Annotated in this window: 23 protein-coding genes; 15 read left to right on the top strand and 8 right to left on the bottom strand. The window is 70.1% G+C overall.

Features of this window, described 5'->3' with window-relative positions:
* Positions 1–19: 19 nt before the first annotated feature.
* Positions 20–244, bottom strand: a complete 225-nt coding sequence (locus SK224_RS10770; protein ID WP_320434657.1) for a hypothetical protein — start codon at positions 242–244, stop codon at positions 20–22.
* On the bottom strand, positions 238–1,719 hold the full coding sequence (locus SK224_RS10765) for an SDR family NAD(P)-dependent oxidoreductase (protein WP_320434656.1): 1,482 nt from the start codon (positions 1,717–1,719) through the stop codon (positions 238–240). Before SK224_RS10765 ends, SK224_RS10770 begins: the two co-directional genes overlap by 7 nt.
* 47 nt (positions 1,720–1,766) lie before the next feature.
* Between SK224_RS10765 and SK224_RS10760 the strand changes: the two genes are divergently transcribed.
* A complete protein-coding gene (locus SK224_RS10760) occupies positions 1,767–2,165 on the top strand; it encodes an NUDIX domain-containing protein (RefSeq protein WP_320434655.1) in 399 nt (132 codons plus the stop codon).
* A gap of 46 nt (positions 2,166–2,211) precedes the next feature.
* Here the strand turns inward: SK224_RS10760 and gnd are convergent, their stop codons facing one another.
* Both gnd and SK224_RS10750 read right to left on the bottom strand, forming a co-directional pair.
* Positions 2,212–3,273: a phosphogluconate dehydrogenase (NAD(+)-dependent, decarboxylating) gene (gene gnd / locus SK224_RS10755; RefSeq protein ID WP_320434654.1), complete on the bottom strand. Its 1,062-nt coding sequence runs from the start codon at positions 3,271–3,273 to the stop codon at positions 2,212–2,214.
* Between the two features lie 104 nt (positions 3,274–3,377).
* Positions 3,378–3,812 (bottom strand): ribonucleotide reductase stimulatory protein, encoded by a 435-nt coding sequence (locus tag SK224_RS10750; protein ID WP_320434653.1) that lies wholly within the window; start codon positions 3,810–3,812, stop codon positions 3,378–3,380.
* 82 nt (positions 3,813–3,894) lie between these two features.
* On the opposite strand from SK224_RS10750, the gene SK224_RS10745 reads away from it, so the two are divergent.
* The 9 genes from SK224_RS10745 to SK224_RS10705 all read left to right on the top strand — a co-directional run bounded on the left by SK224_RS10745 (position 3,895) and on the right by SK224_RS10705 (position 10,318).
* Positions 3,895–4,566, top strand: coding sequence for a GTP cyclohydrolase II (locus SK224_RS10745; protein WP_320434652.1), 672 nt, complete (start codon positions 3,895–3,897; stop codon positions 4,564–4,566).
* A gap of 59 nt (positions 4,567–4,625) precedes the next feature.
* Positions 4,626–5,054: a MarR family winged helix-turn-helix transcriptional regulator gene (locus SK224_RS10740; protein WP_320434651.1), complete on the top strand. Its 429-nt coding sequence runs from the start codon at positions 4,626–4,628 to the stop codon at positions 5,052–5,054.
* Between the two features lie 149 nt (positions 5,055–5,203).
* Entirely contained in the window at positions 5,204–6,229 is a 1,026-nt protein-coding gene (locus tag SK224_RS10735) for an FUSC family protein (protein ID WP_320434650.1), read from the top strand.
* Positions 6,230–6,239: 10 nt separating this feature from the next.
* Complete coding sequence (locus SK224_RS10730; RefSeq protein ID WP_320434649.1) at positions 6,240–7,232, top strand: aldo/keto reductase; 993 nt, start codon at positions 6,240–6,242, stop codon at positions 7,230–7,232.
* The gene (locus SK224_RS10725) at positions 7,229–7,636 is read left to right on the top strand and encodes a DUF2809 domain-containing protein (protein WP_320434648.1); all 408 of its coding nucleotides are present in this window, start codon (positions 7,229–7,231) and stop codon (positions 7,634–7,636) included. The genes SK224_RS10730 and SK224_RS10725 overlap by 4 nt, the downstream gene beginning before the upstream one ends.
* Positions 7,637–7,641: 5 nt before the next feature.
* Positions 7,642–8,427 carry a glycosyltransferase family 2 protein gene (locus SK224_RS10720; RefSeq protein WP_320434647.1) on the top strand — a complete coding sequence of 262 codons (786 nt, stop codon included), beginning with the start codon at positions 7,642–7,644 and terminating at the stop codon, positions 8,425–8,427.
* On the top strand, positions 8,427–8,726 hold the full coding sequence (locus tag SK224_RS10715) for a DUF1905 domain-containing protein (protein ID WP_320434646.1): 300 nt from the start codon (positions 8,427–8,429) through the stop codon (positions 8,724–8,726). Before SK224_RS10720 ends, SK224_RS10715 begins: the two co-directional genes overlap by 1 nt.
* A gap of 1 nt (position 8,727) precedes the next feature.
* On the top strand, positions 8,728–9,207 hold the full coding sequence (locus SK224_RS10710; RefSeq protein ID WP_320434645.1) for an A24 family peptidase: 480 nt from the start codon (positions 8,728–8,730) through the stop codon (positions 9,205–9,207).
* A 61-nt stretch (positions 9,208–9,268) separates the two neighbouring features.
* A complete protein-coding gene (locus SK224_RS10705; RefSeq protein ID WP_320434644.1) occupies positions 9,269–10,318 on the top strand; it encodes a YihY/virulence factor BrkB family protein in 1,050 nt (349 codons plus the stop codon).
* Here SK224_RS10705 and SK224_RS10700 read toward each other — a convergent pair.
* Positions 10,306–11,037 (bottom strand): glutamine amidotransferase, encoded by a 732-nt coding sequence (locus SK224_RS10700; RefSeq protein WP_320434643.1) that lies wholly within the window; start codon positions 11,035–11,037, stop codon positions 10,306–10,308. The genes SK224_RS10705 and SK224_RS10700 overlap by 13 nt on opposite strands.
* Before the next feature lie 66 nt (positions 11,038–11,103).
* On the opposite strand from SK224_RS10700, the gene SK224_RS10695 reads away from it, so the two are divergent.
* Both SK224_RS10695 and SK224_RS10690 read left to right on the top strand, forming a co-directional pair.
* The gene (locus SK224_RS10695) at positions 11,104–11,322 is read left to right on the top strand and encodes a response regulator (protein ID WP_320434642.1); all 219 of its coding nucleotides are present in this window, start codon (positions 11,104–11,106) and stop codon (positions 11,320–11,322) included.
* On the top strand, positions 11,319–11,945 hold the full coding sequence (locus SK224_RS10690) for a CYTH domain-containing protein (protein WP_320434641.1): 627 nt from the start codon (positions 11,319–11,321) through the stop codon (positions 11,943–11,945). The genes SK224_RS10695 and SK224_RS10690 overlap by 4 nt, the downstream gene beginning before the upstream one ends.
* Before the next feature lie 60 nt (positions 11,946–12,005).
* Here SK224_RS10690 and lpdA read toward each other — a convergent pair whose 3' ends face one another.
* Both lpdA and SK224_RS10680 read right to left on the bottom strand, forming a co-directional pair.
* Positions 12,006–13,406: a dihydrolipoyl dehydrogenase gene (gene lpdA / locus SK224_RS10685; protein WP_320434640.1), complete on the bottom strand. Its 1,401-nt coding sequence runs from the start codon at positions 13,404–13,406 to the stop codon at positions 12,006–12,008.
* Positions 13,407–13,415: 9 nt separating this feature from the next.
* Positions 13,416–14,075, bottom strand: a complete 660-nt coding sequence (locus SK224_RS10680) for a copper resistance protein CopC (protein WP_320434639.1) — start codon at positions 14,073–14,075, stop codon at positions 13,416–13,418.
* A 148-nt stretch (positions 14,076–14,223) separates the two neighbouring features.
* Between SK224_RS10680 and SK224_RS10675 the strand changes: the two genes are divergently transcribed.
* The 3 genes from SK224_RS10675 (at position 14,224) to SK224_RS10665 (ending at position 16,047) form a co-directional block, all read left to right on the top strand.
* Positions 14,224–14,712, top strand: a complete 489-nt coding sequence (locus SK224_RS10675; RefSeq protein ID WP_137416707.1) for an FHA domain-containing protein — start codon at positions 14,224–14,226, stop codon at positions 14,710–14,712.
* Positions 14,712–15,404: a MerR family transcriptional regulator gene (locus SK224_RS10670; protein WP_320434638.1), complete on the top strand. Its 693-nt coding sequence runs from the start codon at positions 14,712–14,714 to the stop codon at positions 15,402–15,404. The genes SK224_RS10675 and SK224_RS10670 overlap by 1 nt, the downstream gene beginning before the upstream one ends.
* Before the next feature lie 97 nt (positions 15,405–15,501).
* Positions 15,502–16,047 carry a MerR family transcriptional regulator gene (locus SK224_RS10665; protein ID WP_137416709.1) on the top strand — a complete coding sequence of 182 codons (546 nt, stop codon included), beginning with the start codon at positions 15,502–15,504 and terminating at the stop codon, positions 16,045–16,047.
* A 108-nt stretch (positions 16,048–16,155) separates the two neighbouring features.
* Here SK224_RS10665 and SK224_RS10660 read toward each other — a convergent pair whose 3' ends face one another.
* Complete coding sequence (locus tag SK224_RS10660) at positions 16,156–16,968, bottom strand: ParA family protein (protein ID WP_307318734.1); 813 nt, start codon at positions 16,966–16,968, stop codon at positions 16,156–16,158.
* Positions 16,969–17,011 lie beyond the last annotated feature (43 nt).

Below are 17,011 nucleotides of genomic sequence, written 5' to 3'. Positions count from 1 at the left end.
CCGAGCGGATGCGCGTCGCTCATGCACCGGGTGAGGGGCGGCGGAGGCGGGGAGCGGGCGGAGGCGGCACCGGTTTCGCGGCGACGATGTCGACACGGCGGATGCGCTCCACGCCGCGTTTGCCGTCGACCACGACCACGTCCTCGTCGGCGCTGAGCAGCTCGCCCAGCGCATCCGTCGCCTGGCCGGTCGGGAGCAGATAGCGCACGACGACGCGTGCGCCGGGCTCGGGGAGTCTCACCATGCGCCGGGCGCGTAATCCTTGAGGAACACGCCGAAGAGGTCCTCGCCGGCCTCGCCGCGCACGATCGGGTCGTACACGCGTGCCGCGCCGTCGACGAGATCCAGGGGAGCGTGGAACCCCTCTTCGGCCAGCCGCACCTTCGTGGGATGCGGCCGCTCGTCCGTGATCCACCCGGTGTCCACGCTCGTCATGAGGATGCGGTCGCTCTCGAACATCTCCCGGGCGCTCGTGCGGGTCAGCATGTTGACGGCGGCCTTGGCCATGTTCGTGTGCGGATGCCCGGGACCCTTGTAGCCGCGGTTGAACACGCCCTCCATGGCGCTCACGTTCACGATGTACGTGCGACGGGCCCTGCTGGCCGCCAGCGCGGGTCGCAGCTTCGAGATGAGCAGGAACGGCGCTGTCGTGTTCGCCAGCTGCACCTCGAGCATCTCGAGCGGATCGACGTCCTCCACCCGCTGCGTCCAGGAGTTGACGTGGTCGAGGTCGGGGATGAGCCCGCCCGCGTCGATCGCCGTGCCCGCTGCCAGGCGCTCGAGCGAGCTTGATCCGGCCGCCATGGCCTGTTCCGTCAGCTCCTCGGCGCGGGCGGCGGCGGCCGCGAGGATCGGGTGCGCGCTGACCGAGCGTTCGAGCGCCTGCGGGTGCTGGTCGTTCGTGTGCCCGAAGGTGACCAGTTCGGGAAGCGGGCCATCGGGCAGCGGCGCCAGCTCCGCATCGACGAGCGGCTGGTAGGCGCCGGGGGAGCGTCGCACGGTCTGGGTCGCGTTGTTGATGAGGATGTCCAGGGTCCCTGCCGCGGCCACGTCCTCGGCGAGCCCGATCACCTGGGCGGGGTCTCGTAGATCGATGCCCACGATCTTCAGCCGGTCGATCCAGTCCGCCGCATCCGGAAGGCTGCTGAAGCGGCGTACGGCATCACGGGGGAAGCGCGTGGTGATCGTGGTGTGCGCGCCATCGCGCAGCAGACGCAGCGCGATGTACATCCCGATCTTCGCCCGCCCGCCGGTCAGCAGGGCCCGCTTGCCAGTGAGATCGGTGCGCGCGTCGCGCTTCGCGTGACTCATCGCGGCGCATTCGGGGCAGAGCTGGTGATAGAACGCGTCGACGACCGTGTACGGCTTTTTGCAGATGTAGCAGCCGCGCGCCTTGAGCAGCGTCCCCGCGGTGGGGGTCGTGGTCGACGTGCTGATCGGGATGCCACGCGTCTCGTCGTCGATGCGATCGGGTGCCCCCGTCGCCGTCGCGTGCACCACCGCGCGGTCCGCGGCGGCGATCGCATCGCGGATCTCGCGGCGCCGCACCTTCTTGGTGGCCTTGAACATCGCGGCGGTCGCACGCCGGACCGTGACGTAGTCCGGGTGGGCCTGGTCCACCTGTGCGAGCTCCTCCAGCACACGCAGAGTGGTGGCGAGATCGTCGGGATCGATCCCGCTGGGCTGCGGATCGGTGTGGGCAGAGGTCGCGTCGGGCACACGAGATTCTACGTCGCGCGCCTGCGCGGGGCTGTTAGCGTGCCAGAGTGACCCTCGCCGAACCTCGCCGCATCCACGTGTCCGCCGCGGTGATCCGCGACGCCGACGGGAAGCTCCTGCTCGTGCGCAAGAGCGGTACGACCGCGTTCATGCAACCCGGCGGCAAGCCGGAGCGCGGCGAGGATGCGGCCACGACGCTCGTCCGGGAGATCCGGGAAGAGCTGGGGCTCCGGCTGGATGCCGCAGACCTCGCGCCGCTGGGTTCGTTCGCGGCGGCGGCCGCTAACGAACCGGGATTCGAGGTCGTGGCGGAGGTGTTCGCCGCCGACATCCGCGACCAGACGCCGGTCGCGTCGGCGGAGATCGCCGAACTGCGCTGGGTCGGGTCCGACGAGATCGATCAGCTGGAGGTCGCGCCGCTCGCGCGCCAGTACTTCCTGAGCTGAGCCTCGTCGGCCACGCGCCCCGAGCGGGCGACCGACGAGGGAGCCCTCACGCCTGAGAGCTGTCGGCCTTCTGTCCGCCGGCTTCGAGCACGTCACCGGCGGGCAGCTCCTGGTGGCCGCCGAACTGCAGGCGCATCGCGGAGAGCACCTGATTGGCGAAGTGATCCTCGCCGCGCGAGGCGAAGCGTTCGAAGAGGGATGCGGCGAGCACCGGCGCGGGCACGCCGGTGTCGACGGCCGCCTTCACCGTCCAGCGTCCCTCGCCCGAGTCGGACACCCGTCCGGCCAGGCCGTCGAGCGTCGGGTTCGCCTCGAGCGCCGCCGCCGTCAGATCGAGCAGCCACGACGAGATCACCGATCCGCGGCGCCAGAGCTCGGACACCTTCGCGGTGTCGATGTCGAACTGGTAGAACTCGGGCTCTTCCAGCGGCGCGACCTCGGCGGAGTGATTGGCCTCGCGCGTTCCCGCATCCGCGTTGTGGAGGATGTTCAGTCCTTCGGCGAGCGCGGCCATGATGCCGTACTCGATCCCGTTGTGCACCATCTTCACGAAGTGGCCGGCGCCGGAAGGGCCGCAGTGGAGGTAGCCGCGCTCTTCGGGGGCGAGGTCGCCGGAGCGTCCGGGGGTGCGCTCGACGTCGCCGACGCCGGGCGCGATGGTCTTCAGGATCGGCTCGATGTGGGCGAACGCCTCATCGGGGCCGCCGACCATGAGGCAGTAGCCGCGCTCGAGGCCGAACACGCCGCCGCTCGTGCCCACGTCGACGTAGTGGATCCCGGTGTCCTTGAGGGCCGCAGCGCGGCGGACGTCGTCGCGGTAGTTCGAGTTGCCGCCGTCGATGATGATGTCCCCGGGCTCGAGCACCTCCGCGAGCTGGTCGACGACGCCGCCCGTGAGGCCCGCCGGGATCATGAGCCACACCGTGCGCGGCGTCTGGAGCTGGGAGGCGAGTTCGGCGAGCGAGCCCGCACCCGTCGCGCCTTCGGACTCGAGGCCGGCGACCGCATCCTGGTTGACGTCGTAGACGACGCAGTCGTGGCCGTCCTTCATCAGTCGGCGCACGATGTTCGCGCCCATTCGACCCAGTCCGATCATCGCGAGCTGCATGGTGTTCCTCGTTCTCTTCCGGCGAGCGCGCCGGCGACGGCCGGCCCTATCGAGAGTCTAGGGATGCAGGCGATGGCGGGCGCCGATCGCGCGTCGAAGGCGCATCAGTCGTTCGCCGAATCGAGCGCCTCGTCGACGTCGCGCAGGATCGCGGCGCAACGAGTGACATCTTCGGGGGTCCCGGAGAGCTCGAACTCGAAGAGCACGGGGCGCCCGCTGATCTGGGCGAGCTCCCGCGCCGCCGCCTGGTAGTGAGCGCCGAAGTTCCGATTGCCCGATCCGATGATGCCGACCAGGCGACGTCGGTTGACCGCGGAGCGCAGGAAGGCGCGGACCGGGGCGGGCAGGGTCGCCTCGTCGGCGTTGCCCGCCTTGTAGGAAGGGGTCAGCAGAACCCAACGCCCCGGAGCCTCGCTGCGTCGTACCTCCGGATCTGCCAGGTCTCTGACGGCGCGGCCGTCGCGAGCGGCCAGGTGCTCGGCGAAGCGGCGTGTCAGGTTGGACACCGAGGAGTAGTAGTAGACCGGGATCTGGGCCATGCCCCCAGTGTCTCCGCGGACGTGCATGAGTCTTTCTCACGGCGCCGGGAATACTCCACCGACCATCGGGATTGAGCACCATATGGTTGAGAATTCACGCATCTTCGTGGCCCCGGTCCCCGTGGCGGAGATCCGGGTTCAGGTGCAGGTGCCGCTCCGCTTCTCGGACGGCTACACGACCGGTGCCGACGTGCTGACCTTCGACGGCCTCGTCGACGGCAAGGAGCATCTGCTGCTCGGTCTCGGCGACTGGCGGGGTGCCCTCGAGCGCAGCACCGCCGGGGGCGACGCGCCGCTGGTGCGCCCGCACAGCGAATGCCTGACCGGCGACCTTTTCGGCTCCGAGCGCTGCGACTGCGGTCCGCAGTTGCGCGAGGCAGTGGAGCGGATCGCCGTCGACGGCGGGTTCCTGCTCTACCTCCGTCAGGAGGGGCGAGGCATCGGCCTGTACGCGAAGCTCGACGCGTATGCGCTTCAGGACGCGGGCCTGGACACGTACGAGGCGAACCTGGCGCTCGGGCGGGGCGAGGACGAGCGCGACTACACCGTGGCCGCGCAGATGCTCCGGGCCGTCGGGGCGGAGCGCATCCGGCTCCTCAGCAACAATCCCGACAAGGCGGCGCAGCTCGAGGGCCTGGGGATCCGGGTCACCGACCGCGTGCGCACGGCGGTGCACCTCTCGGCGTCGAACGCGCGCTACCTGGCGGCCAAGCGCGACCACACCGCCCACGCCATCGACCTGCCTGCGGCGTGATGGAGACGGCGACCCCATCCGACGCGACGCGTCCCACACGGACGCTGACGGACGATGAGATGGCGGCGTGGCTTCCGCTGATCCGGCTCGTCCAGCTCCTGCCGCAGGCACTCGATCGCCGGCTGCGCGACGAGGGCGGAATCAACCACGCGCACTACGCGATCCTCGTGACCCTCGCCGGAAGCTTCGCGCAGCCCGCCACGATGACCGACCTCGCTCGCATCGCCGGTCTCAGCCGGTCGAGGCTCAGCCACGCCATCGACGCTCTCGAACGCCGCGGTTGGGTCGAGCGCACCACGTGCGGCGGTGACGGGCGCACCCAGTCCGCCCGGCTGACCGACGCCGGCTGGGACGTCCTGCGCCAGGCGGCGCCTGCCCACGTCGAGCAGATCCGCTCGTTGGTTCTCGACCGGCTCGACGATTCGGAGCGCACCGCCCTCGCCACGATCGCCGCGAAGCTCGTGCCCGGCATCGAAGACGCGCTCTAGCCACGCCGGGCAGCCTCGACGCGGCACCTCCAGCCCGGCGCAGAGCAGTCGGGCGGCGGATGTTCGGCGACTCCGGCGCGCATCGGCAGCCGGACGATCGGGGAGGTCGAGCTCCACGTGGCGCCGTCGCTCGGGCGTAGCCTGGAGGGATGCGTGAGCGGATGCGGGAGGTGGGCGTCCGCTTCGTGAAGGTGTCGCCGCGGCAGGGCGAGCATCGTGTCGCCGTGAGGGTCGCCGTCTCCGTGGCCGTCCCGCTCCTGGTGCTCTGGGCGATCGGCCGGCTCGATCTGAGCGTCTACGCCAGCTTCGGTGCCTTCGCGTCGCTCTACGGTCGGCTCGATGGCTATCGCGACCGCATCCTGATGCAGCTCGCCGCGGGCTGCGTCCAGGTGACGGCGATGCTTCTCGGAACGACGCTCTCGGTCATCGACGCACCGGATGCCGTGCGAGTGATCGTCGTTGCGGCGCTCGCCGCCGGCGTCACGCTGGTTGCGCACGCGTACCGGTGGCATCCGCCGGGCGCGCTGTTCGCGGTCTTCGCCGCGGGGGCGTGCGCGACGCTCCCGGCGAGCGGGCGCACGCTCGTCGAGGGCGCGGTCGTCGGCGCCGGCGGTGCCGCGTTCGCGGTGGCGGTGACGGTGCTGATCGCCGTCGTCCGTCGGCGCTTGCCGTCAGCTCCCGCGCCGAGGCCGGACGCCCGGCGAAACGTCGCCGCCGAGATGGCGGTGACGGTGGGTGTGGGATCGCTCTTCGCCGGAATCGTCGGTCTCGCGCTGGTGGGCACCCACTGGTACTGGGCGATGGTGGCGGCCGTCGCCGCGCTCGGGGGAGCGGGGACGACCGCCCGGATCGTGCGCGGCGCCCAGCGGTTGATCGGCACCTGTGCCGGCATCCTCCTGGCGGCAGCGCTGCTCATGTTGCCGCTGCCGCCGCTGGCGGTGCTCGCGGTCGCCATCGCCCTCCAGGTGTGCGCGGAGCTCTTCGTGGGACGCAACTACGGACTCGCGATGGTGTTCATCACCCCGCTCGCCCTTCTCATGATCGAACTGGCCGTGCCCGTCGAGCCGGGCCCGCTCCTGCGAGACCGGCTGGTGGACACGCTTCTCGGCGTGGCCGTCGGAACGGCGGTCGCGGTCGTCTCCGCGACGGTTCGCCGACGGCGAGCCGACGCCTAGGCTGGAGCGCATGCAGCAGCGTCCGCTTGGCAACACCGGCAGGTCCGTCTCGGCGTTGGGACTGGGTACGTGGCAACTGGGAGCAGACTGGGGCGAGGTCGATGAGACCGACGCGCTGGCCGTGCTGAGCACGGCGGCGGATGCCGGCGTCACCCTCTTCGACACCGCCGATGTCTACGGCGACGGACGTTCCGAGCAACTGATCGGCCGGTTCCTCCGCGACCGGGGCGGGCATGAGATCACGGTCGCGACCAAGATGGGGCGGCGTCTGCCGCAAGAGAGGGCGAACTACTCGCCCGAGAACTTCCGCGCCTGGACCGACCGCTCCCGCCGCAATCTCGGCGTAGACACGCTCGATCTGGTGCAGCTGCACTGCCCGCCCTCCAGCGTGATCGACGATGCGTCGACCTACGACGAGTTGGACCGACTCGTCGACGGCGGCGCCATCGCGGCGTACGGCGTCTCCGTGGAGACGAGCGCCCAGGCGCTCAGCGCGATCTCCCGACCCGGGGTCACCAACGTCCAGATCATCCTCAACCCCTTCCGGCTGAAGCCGCTCGACGAGGTGCTGCCCGCGGCCGCGGATGCGGGGGTCGCGATCTTCGCGCGCGTGCCGCTGGCATCCGGCCTGCTCAGCGGTCGCTACACGAGCCAGACGAGATTCGCGGCGAACGACCACCGCAGCTACAACCGCCACGGTGAAGCGTTCGACCGGGGCGAGACGTTCTCCGGTGTCGACTACGAGACCGGGCTCGCGGCCGCCCACGAACTCGCCGCAGCGCTGGGGGATGGCATCTCGCTCCCGGCGGCCGTGCTCGCGTGGATCGCGGCGCTTCCTGGCGTCACGAGCGTCATCCCGGGCGCGCGCACATCCGCGCAGGCGCGGTCCAACGCGGACGCTGCGAGGCTTCTCGACGGCGGATTCGATCTGGACGCCTTCGACGCCGTCGTCCGCGACGTCTACGACCGGCGCCTGCGGGCCGACATCCACCCGCATTGGTGACCCTCGACCGACGGCGCATCGTTGCGGCCGTCGCCGCCGCGGTCACGGTGGTGGTCGGGCTCGGGGTGCACCGCTTCGCGCCCGACGGCGCGGTGAGCGACATCGCCGGAGACGCGCTGTACGCACTGCTGGTGTACCTGCTCGCCGTCGTGATCGTCCCGCGACGTGCCCTCTGGGTTCCGGCGCTCGGCGCCTGGGTGTGGTGCGCGGCGATCGAGCTGTTCCAGCTCACCGGCCTGCCGCTCTCGTGGGGTGACGGCTTCCCGCCGATCATGCTCGTGCTCGGCACGGTGTTCGACGTCCGAGATCTCGTCGTCTACACGGTGACCGTGCTCGCCGCAGCCACGGTCGACCGCCTCTCCGGCGCGGCGCGCGGTCGGGCGCGGGCCGAGCGCGGAGCATGACGGGTATGGGGACGCGGATCGCTGTGGTCATCCCGTGCCGCGACGATGCCGAGATGCTCGCCGCGTGTCTGAAAGCGCTCACCCTGCAGCAGCGTCCGGCTGACCGGATCATCGTCGTCGACAACGCGAGCAGCGACGACTCCGCGGCGCTCGCGCGCGCCGCGGGCGTCGAGGTGATCGTCGAGACCGTGGTCGGCATCTGGCCGGCGGCCGCCGCGGGCTACGACGCCGCTTCGACCGATGCCGACGTGATCGCACGGCTGGATGCGGACTCGCGCCCCCATCCGGACTGGCTGCTGCGCATCGAGCGCGCCTTCGCCGCCGACGCGGATCTGGGTGTGCTCACGGGGGGCGCAGAGTTCTACGGGTCCACTCGTCTCGTGCACTACCTCGGCGAGCACTGGTACATCGGTGGGGGGCGCTTCTGGATCAAGCTCTGGCTCGGCATCCCCCTGGTGTTCGGGTCCAACTTCGCGATGCGCGCCGGCGTCTGGCAGCGCGTACGCGACAAGGTGCGTCGCGACGATGCGCGCGTCCACGACGACTTGGACCTGACGATCCACCTCCGCCGCTCCGACGGTGTTCGCTGGGATCGCCAGTTGCGCATGCCCGTCTCCTCGCGTCCGCTCGTGCACCCGCGGGGGCTCGCCGAGCGACTGGGCAAGGTGCTCACCACCTTCGCCGCGAGCTGGCCGCGCGGTCGGTTCCGCGCAGCGGTCCGCCCGCCGGTGCGCTCGCGGCGCCTGGGGAAAGACGCCGACGTGACGGGCTCCGGTTCTACGCTGGGCTGATGCACTTCACGTTCCGGGCGCCGCTGTTCCGGTGGGAGGCGCGCCGGGACGCGGACTGGTTCTTCGTCGCGCTGCCCCAGGATGCGAGCGAGATGATCCGCGAGGTGCCGCGTGCGCCGAGCGGCTTCGGTGCGGTGCGGGTGGCCGTCGAGGTCGCCGGCGTCTCCTGGCGCACGTCCGTCTTCCCGGATGCGGCCAGCGCGACCTACCACCTGCCGGTCAAGCGCGCCGTGCGCGAGGCCGCCGCGGCCGGCGAGGGCGACGAGATCTCGGTCGAGCTGACGGTCCTGGACGCGTGAGATGGACCCCGCCGGACTCGCGCTGCTGGTCGCCTACGGCGCTCTCGCGGTCCTGAGCGTGGTGCTCGCGGTGATCGATGTGCGCACGCACCGGCTCCCGAACGCGCTCGTGCTGCCGGCGTATCCGTTCCTGCTCGCGGCTCTGGCTCTCGCCTCCATCGGGCGCGCAGACATGGTCCCGTTCCTCCAGGCGGTCGCGGGTGGCGCGATCGCCTTCGTGTTCTACCTCCTGCTGCGCCTCGTGCAGCCTCGCGGAATGGGCGGCGGCGATGTGAAGCTGGCGGGTCTGCTCGGAATCGCGCTCGGGTATCTCGGGTGGGGCGCGCTGCTGCTGGGACTGTTCGCCGGGTTCCTGCTCGGCGGCGTCTTCAGCGTGGGTCTGCTGCTCTCGCGTCGCGGCGGGCGTCGAACCCGCATCCCCTTCGGGCCGTGGATGCTGCTCGGCGCCTGGATCGTCATCGGCCTCAGCGCCCTGACCTAAGCAAGCGCGCGGCGCCTGTCAACCGAGCGGCGCAGACGAGCGCGGACGCTAGCCTGGCGCGATGAGCAGCATCTCCGCCTCCCCGCAGCCGCTCTTGGCTCGCGCGACAGCCTGGGCACTGCGCAGGACCCTGGTCCGCGCCTTCCTGCGCTACAGCGAGCGCCGCGGCGCGCAGCTCGCCGACAGCGTCACGTATCGCGCGTTGTTCAGCATCTTCGCCGCCGTGCTGCTCGGCTTCTCGATCGCAGCGATGTGGTTGGCGGGCAATCCGGCCGCGCTGAGTTCTCTCGCGGATGCGGTGAACTCCGCCGTCCCCGGGCTCGTCGGAACCGACGGCGACGGGCTGATCGACCTGTCGGAGATCAAGGCGCCCGCCGGTCTGACGATCGCGGGCGTGATCTCGCTCGTCGGTCTGATCGGCGCCTCGATCGGCGCCATCGGATCGCTCCGGATGGCCGTGCGCACGATCGCCGACACGTCGGGCGAAGACGTGTTCTTCCTCTGGGTGCTGCTGCGCAACCTCGGCCTCGCCGTCGCGATCGCCGTCCTGCTCGTGCTGTCGGCCGCGGCCACCTTCGTCGGGTCGCTGTCGGTGACCACGGTGCTGTCGTGGCTCGGGGTCGCAGAGGACTCCACCGCGGCGCAGATCGGCACCCGCGCCGTCGGCGTGCTGGTCGTCTTCGTGCTCGATGCGCTCGTGGTGCTGCTGATGTTCTGGACGATGTCGGGTGTCACGGCGCCGCGTCGCGCACTTCTGGCCGGCGCGGCCCTGGGCGGTGCGGGTCTGACGGTGCTGCAGGAACTGTCGAGCCTGTTCGTCGGGGGAGCGAGCTCGAACCCGCTGCTGGCCTCGTTCGCGTCGATCGTGGCCTTGCTGCTCTGGGTGAATCTGTCCGCCCAGGTGATGTTGATCTCCGCCTCGGTCATCGTCACGATGACGCGCGAGGGGGACGATCGGATGCGGGAGCGTTTCGGAGCGTCCACCTTCGCCGAGCGTCGGCGTCAACGCGCCGAGGATGCGGTGCGCATCGCTGCCGACGAACTCCAGCGCGCCCAGGTCGCGGTCCAGTCGGAGCACGACAAGGCGCTCGAGAAGGCTCAGCGCGCGTAGCGCTCGACGAACGTCCGCAGCATGCGTGACGGGTGCGTGACAGGGGCTCGGCGCACGGCGGCGAGCGTGGCGTCGAGCTCGCCGTCGGCGAAGTAGCCGTAGCCGGCGTAGGCGCGGATGCGGGTCGAGATGCCCGCGACATCGAGTTCCGGATGGAACTGCGTCGCGTAGACGTTGGCCCCGACGCGGAAGGCCTGCACGGGACACGCGGGCGAGGTGGCCAGCAGCGTCACATGCTCGGGGAGATGACGCACAGCCTCTTTATGGCCGACGAACGCCCCGAAGGTGTCGGGCATCCCCGCGAAGAGGGGATCGTCACGGCCCTCTGCGGTGAGGGAGACGGGGACGACGGAGATCGGTTCGGCGTACGTACGATCGATCGTCGCGCCCTGGTGCACACCGAGGGTCCCGACCCCGTAGCAGGCGCCCAGGAACGGCATGTCGCAGGCGACGACGTCGTCGAGCAAGGTCGACATCTCCTGTTCCACACGCGCCTGCACCGACGACTTCCGCTCCGGCGGATCCGAGGCGTTGAAGGGGCCGCCGCCGACGATGATGCCCGAGAGCTCGTCGAGGTCGAGGCGCGGCATCGGCTCCGCCTCGAGGCGCACCCGTCGAAGCTCGGCGGGTGCGAGGCGCGAGTATCGGAGCATGAGCGCGTACTCCTCGTCGGCGGGGCCGTCCTCGGCCCGGGTCGCGAGCAGCACGAAGGGTTTCACGTCGGGATTCTAGGCCACCGTGCGCGGCGGGTGGGCGGCGTCTCGCCGAGGTCTAGGCTGGGCGGCATGGCTATCGCACGACTGACCGGAGGCCCCCTCGACGGGCAGGTCATCCCTCTGGAAGACGGCGTCGACGACGCGCTCATCGTTCCCTACGGCGAGGGGCAGCTGGTCTACCAGCGCCAGGCGGCCGACGCCGACGCCGACGGGCCGCAGCAGGAGGTCTTCAACTTCGTCGAGACGACCGAACCGGTCAATCCCGACGAAGAAGACCGCAACGAGTGAGCGCACCCCAGGAGCCGACCCGCTCGGTCGAGATCGAGCGCACCTACGACGCCGAGGCGGACACACCGCTGCCCGACTGGTCGACCCTGCCCGATGTGGCGAGCATCGACGCCGCGGAGCAGCGTGACCTCGATGCCAGGTACTTCGACACCACGGCCCTGGACCTCGCCCGCGCGAGGGTGGCCATCCGCCGCCGGACCGGCGGTCACGACGCCGGCTGGCACGTGAAGTCGAGCGCGGCGGAAGGGCGTCACGAGTGGGGCTGGCCGATCGTGGACGACGAGTTGGTCGTGCCGGACGCGGTCGCGGATGCGGTCGCGAACTGGGCCTCCGGACCCTTCGTGCAGATCGCCCGCATCCGCAACAGTCGCACGGCGTACCTGCTTCGCGACGCCGACGGAGGTGTCGTCGCGGAGGTCGTGGACGATCGCGTGCGCGCGAGCGAGGCCGCGACCGGTGCCGAGAGGGTGTGGCGGGAATGGGAGGTGGAGCTCGGGCCGGCGGCTCCTGCCGACTCCGCCTGGCGGGCGACGTTCTTCGCCGCCGCCGACGCGCTCGTCACCGCCGCGGGCGGCACGGTGTCCGCATCCGATTCCAAACTCGGGCGCGCCCTCGGGCGCTGACCCATCGAATGCAGAAGGCGCCCTCCGCGAGGAGGGCCCCTTCTGCATTCGATCTGAGGATCAGAAGTTGATCATGTGACCCGCGAGGCCGTGGAAGGCCTCCTGCAGCGCCTCGGACAGCGTCGGGTGCGTGTGCACGTTGCGCGCCAGCTCGAGTGCGGTGAGGTCCCACTTCTGCGCCAGCGTCAGCTCGGGCAGCAGCTCCGACACGTCCGGTCCGATCATGTGCCCGCCGAGCAGTTCGAGGTGCTCCGCATCGGCGATCAGCTTGACGAAGCCGACGGGCTCACCGAGTCCGTGCGCCTTGCCGTTCGCCATGAACGGGAAGGTCGCGACCTTGATCTCGCGACCGGTCTCGCGCGCCTGCGCCTCGGTGAGGCCGAAGGATGCGACCTGCGGCGAGCAGAACGTCGCGCGGGGCATCATCCGGTAGTCGCCCAGCGCCATGGTCTCCGCCTTGCCGATCGTCTCGGCCGCAACGACCCCCTGTGCCTCGGCGACGTGGGCGAGCTGCAGCTTGGCGGTGACGTCGCCGATGGCGTAGATGTGCGGCACGTTCGTGCGCATGTAGTCATCGATCGCGATGGCGCCGCGGTCGGTGAGGGCGACGCCGGTCTTCTCGAGGCCGAAGCCCTCGACGCGCGGGGCGAAGCCGATCGACATGAGCACCTTGTCGGACTCGATCGAGCTCTGCGCACCGCTCTTGTTGTCGGTGTAGGTCACGGTGACCTTGTCACCGGAGTCGACGACCGACTCGACCTTGGTGGAGGTCAGGATGTCGATGCCGTAGTTGCGGTACTGCTTCTGGATCTCCTTCGACACATCGGCGTCCTCGTTGGGAAGCGCGCGGTCGAGGAACTCGATGATCGTGACCTTCACGCCGTAGTTCGACATGACGTACGCGAACTCCATGCCGATCGCACCGGCGCCGACGATGACGATCGAGGACGGGAGCTCGCGGGAGAGGATCTGCTCCTCGTAGGTCACGACGTTCTCGCTGAGGGTCACACCGGGAAGCAGGCGCACCGTGGAGCCCGTGGCGATGATGACGTTGTCGAAGGTGACGCGCTCGGTGGAGCCGTCGCTCTTCGCGACGTCGATGGAGTGGTCGTCGACGAAGGTCCCGCGGCCGTCGTACTCGGTGACCTTGTTCTTCTTCATCAGGTAGTGGATGCCCTTGACGCGGCCGTCCGCCACGTCACGACTGCGGTCGAACGCCACGCCGTAATCGAAGTTCACCTCGCCGGTGATGCCGAACAGCTTGGCCTTGTGGGCGAAGGTGTGGGCGAGCTCCGCGTTCTTGAGAAGCGCCTTGGAGGGGATGCAGCCGACGTTGAGGCACACACCGCCCCAGTACTTCTCTTCGATGACGGCGGTGGAGAGGCCGAGCTGTGCGCTGCGCACGGCCGCGACGTACCCGCCGGGGCCCGCGCCGAGGATGACGACGTCGTAATGAGGCATGGGTCAAGCCTATCGCTCGGTGGAGTTCGAACGGCCTGCCGTCCGCTCGCTCGCGGCCTGCTTCTGCTGGCGCGCCCTGGCACCCAGAAGCCACACAACGAGGCCGATCGCGATGAGTACGACGACGGCTCCGACGATCCACGGCCAGACCGGCGCGGACGAGTCGGAAGTCGTCGGAGCGGTGAGGGTCGTCATCTCGGGCTCGGGCGTGGCAGTGGTCTCCGGCGTCGCGGCCGTCTCCGTCGGGGTCGGGGTCGCCGTCGGGACCGCGTTCGAGGTGAACGCGAACTCGCCGGAGATCGGGTGACCGTCGCTGGAGACGACGCGCCACGCCACCGAGACGGTGCCGCTGGCCGAACCGGTCAGGGGCTGGGTGACGACGTTGGCGCTGACGGTCGGTGCCCCGTCGGCCAGCGACGTTCCGGCGGCATCCGTGACCTGGACGACGGTGGTGGATGCGTCGGAGAGCAGGTCCCCGCTGAAGGTGAGGGTGAGCGCCGCGGGCAGCGCGTCGACCGTGGAACCCGATGCGGGGTCAGAGGAGACGAGCTCATCGTGGGCGAACGCGGGCGCTGTGCCCAGCAGCACCCCGCCCGAAGCGATCAGGAGCGTGGCGAGAGCAGCGACGAGTGCGCGCACAGGACGGCGGCGGGAAGTCTGGGAAGTCACGGCGACGAGCCTAACGCCGCGTGCCTTCGACCCGCTGTGCGTGGCGGGACGCGCGATCGCGGCGATGCATGCCGCGCGCAGAATCCGCTCCCCTCGGCGATGTCGGGCAGAGGGTCCGATCGGTTAGGCTGGGTGAGAGGAGGACGACGTGGACGAGCAGTACAGGCCCCGCCCGGACAGCATCCGTCGCGAAAGCGACCGAGCCGTGCCGGCGCACGACACCACGCAGACCTTCGGGCACGACTCGGACCTGTCGTTCGTGCCGTTCGGCAGTGAGCTGAGTGAACCCGAGCTCGAGGCGATCGAAGCGCTCCCTTCGGGTGCCGCACTGTTCATCGTCCGTTCCGGCCCGACCGCGGGAGCCCGCTATCTGCTGGACACCGACGTCACGACGGTCGGCCGGCATCCGGACGCCGATATCTTCTTCGACGACGTCACCGTCTCACGTCGTCACGCCGAGATCACCCGTGTCGGGCGGGCGTTCGAGATCGTCGACCAGCGTTCGCTCAACGGCACCTACGTCAACGGTGAGCGTGTCGACCGCGACACGCTCAGCAACGGCGCCGAGGTGCGCATCGGCAAGTTCCGTCTCAACTTCTTCGTCTCGCCCGCCGACCTTCCGGCAGTCGAAGGCTGATGGCGGCGGTCTCCGCCCGCGGCCGCAGTGAGGCCACGGGCCTGCTCAGCATCGGGCAGGTGCTGGCACGGCTGACCCCCGAGTTCCCCGCCCTGACCTCATCGAAGCTGCGCTTCCTCGAGGTGCAGGGCATCGTCACCCCGCGACGTACCGAGACCGGGTACCGCAAGTTCACGCCGAAGGATCTCGAGCGTCTGCGTCTGGCGCTCACCCTGCAGCGCGACCACTACCTGCCTCTCTTGGTCATCCGCGAATACCTCGACGACCTGGATGCGGGGCGCGATCCCGCGTCTCCTGCGGGCGGCGTGCCGCGATCCATCGTCCCCGCCGCTCGGCGCTACCGACGTGACGAGTTGCTGCGGACGGCGGGGGCGGGGACTCAGCTGCTCAACGACGCACTCAGCACGGGACTCATCGTCGGCGGCGAGACCTACGACGAGCAGGCGCTCGCGATGCTGCGCGCGCTCGTCGCCCTCGACCGTCACGGCATCGAACCGCGCCACCTGCGTGCGGTGAAGCAGAGCGCCGATCGTGATGTCTCGCTCGTGGAATCGGCGCTCGCGCCGCTGCGTCGGCGAACGGATGCAGCGTCGCGCGGTCGCGCAGCGGAGACCGCTCCAGAGCTCGCCAGGCGCATCGCCGACGTTCGCGAGGCGCTTGTGCGCGCCTCGCTCGAGCGGCTCGACGGATGATCGCGCGACACGCCGAATCTTCGAGGCGGATGTCATTGCCGGAGGGGGAGGCCTCCTCTAGCGTGGAAGTAACCCGTGACACGAAGGAGGCGCCCGCATGACCGCTGGCGAACCGCTCGGCGAGATCCCCCTCGCTGCCGACCTCCTCTTCACCGACGGTTTGCCGCAGATGGACGACGAGGTCGGATATCGTGGCGCGGTCGCAGCGCGCGCAGCAGGTATCACCTACCGCCAGCTCGACTACTGGGCACGCACCGAGCTCGTCGAGCCGACGGTCCGCGGTGCGTCGGGCTCGGGATCGCAGCGCCTGTACGGCTTTCGCGACATCCTCGTACTCAAGCTCGTCAAGCGCCTCCTCGACACCGGCATCTCGCTGCAGCAGATCCGCACCGCGGTCGAGCAGTTGCGCGTCGCCGGCATCCGTGATCTCACCGGCACCACTCTCATGAGCGACGGCGCGTCGGTGTACCTCTGTACGTCCAACGACGAGGTCATCGACCTCGTCAGTCGCGGTCAGGGCGTCTTCGGGATCGCGGTCGGCAAGGTCCTGCGCGAGGTCGAGTCCACGCTCGTCTCGTTCGATCCGCAGGTGCCGGACCCCTCCGACGAGCTCGCTGCCCGCCGCACACGCCGCACGGCCTGACCGCTTCCTCCACCTGCGCCCGTCATCTCAGGCGCGCGGCGCGCTCGGAGACACCTCACATAGAGGCAAGCGCCGTCGACCTTTCGGTCGACGGCGCTCACACGGCGGTCACTGTGCCGGGACGTCCTCGGGGGTCGCGATACGCCCCGTGCGCATGATCCGGTCCAGCAGCGCGTCGAAGTCGGCCGCAAGCTCCTGGGCCGAGTCTCCGGGCCAGATGTGCAGCGGCTTGGCCGCACCCTGCGCCTGCTGCAGTGACGTGCGCTCGGGCAGCTGGGGGGAGAGCACGAGCGGACCGAACATGTCGCGCAGCTCCTTGATGCGGAACTGGTGCTCGATCGACTGGGGCCGAACGCGGTTCACGACGATGCCCAGGGGCTGGAGCCGTGGCGACAGGCCGCGGCGGATCTCCTCGATCGCGCGGAGGGCGCGGTCAGCGGCGGCGACGGAGAACAGGCCGGGCTCGGTGATCACGACGACGCGGTCGCTCGCCGCCCAGGCCGTGCGGGTGAGCGCGTTCAAGGAGGGCGCGCAGTCGATGAGGACGAGGTCGTAGTCCGCCTCGACCGTGGCGAGGGCCTCTTCGAGCTTCCACACGTCGCGCACGCTCGGGTGCGGTCCGTCGAAGTTGATGGCGGACGGGCTGCCGATCATGACGTCGATCGTGCCCGGGTGCACCTTCGTCCAGCCGCTGGAGGTGATCGCCTGCTTGACGACCTTGTCCTTGGGGTTGGCGAGGACATCGGCCACGTTGAGACGGCCGGCGACCTGGATGTCCATGCCGGTGGAGACATCGGATTGCGGGTCGAGGTCCACGACGAGGGTCCGCACGCCGCGCGCGAAGGCCGCCGAGGCGAGACCGAGTGTCACGGTCGTCTTACCGACGCCGCCTTTGAGGGAACTGACGGAAAGGACGTGCACGCTTCCCTACGTTACCGTCCCCTAGGCTGTGAGCACACTCAAC

Origin of the sequence: Microbacterium sp. BG28 (assembly GCF_034044005.1) — a bacterium.
Lineage (GTDB): Bacteria > Actinomycetota > Actinomycetes > Actinomycetales > Microbacteriaceae > Microbacterium.
Note: the sequence above shows the minus strand (reverse complement) of the source record. Positions and strands in the feature narration are given on the sequence as shown.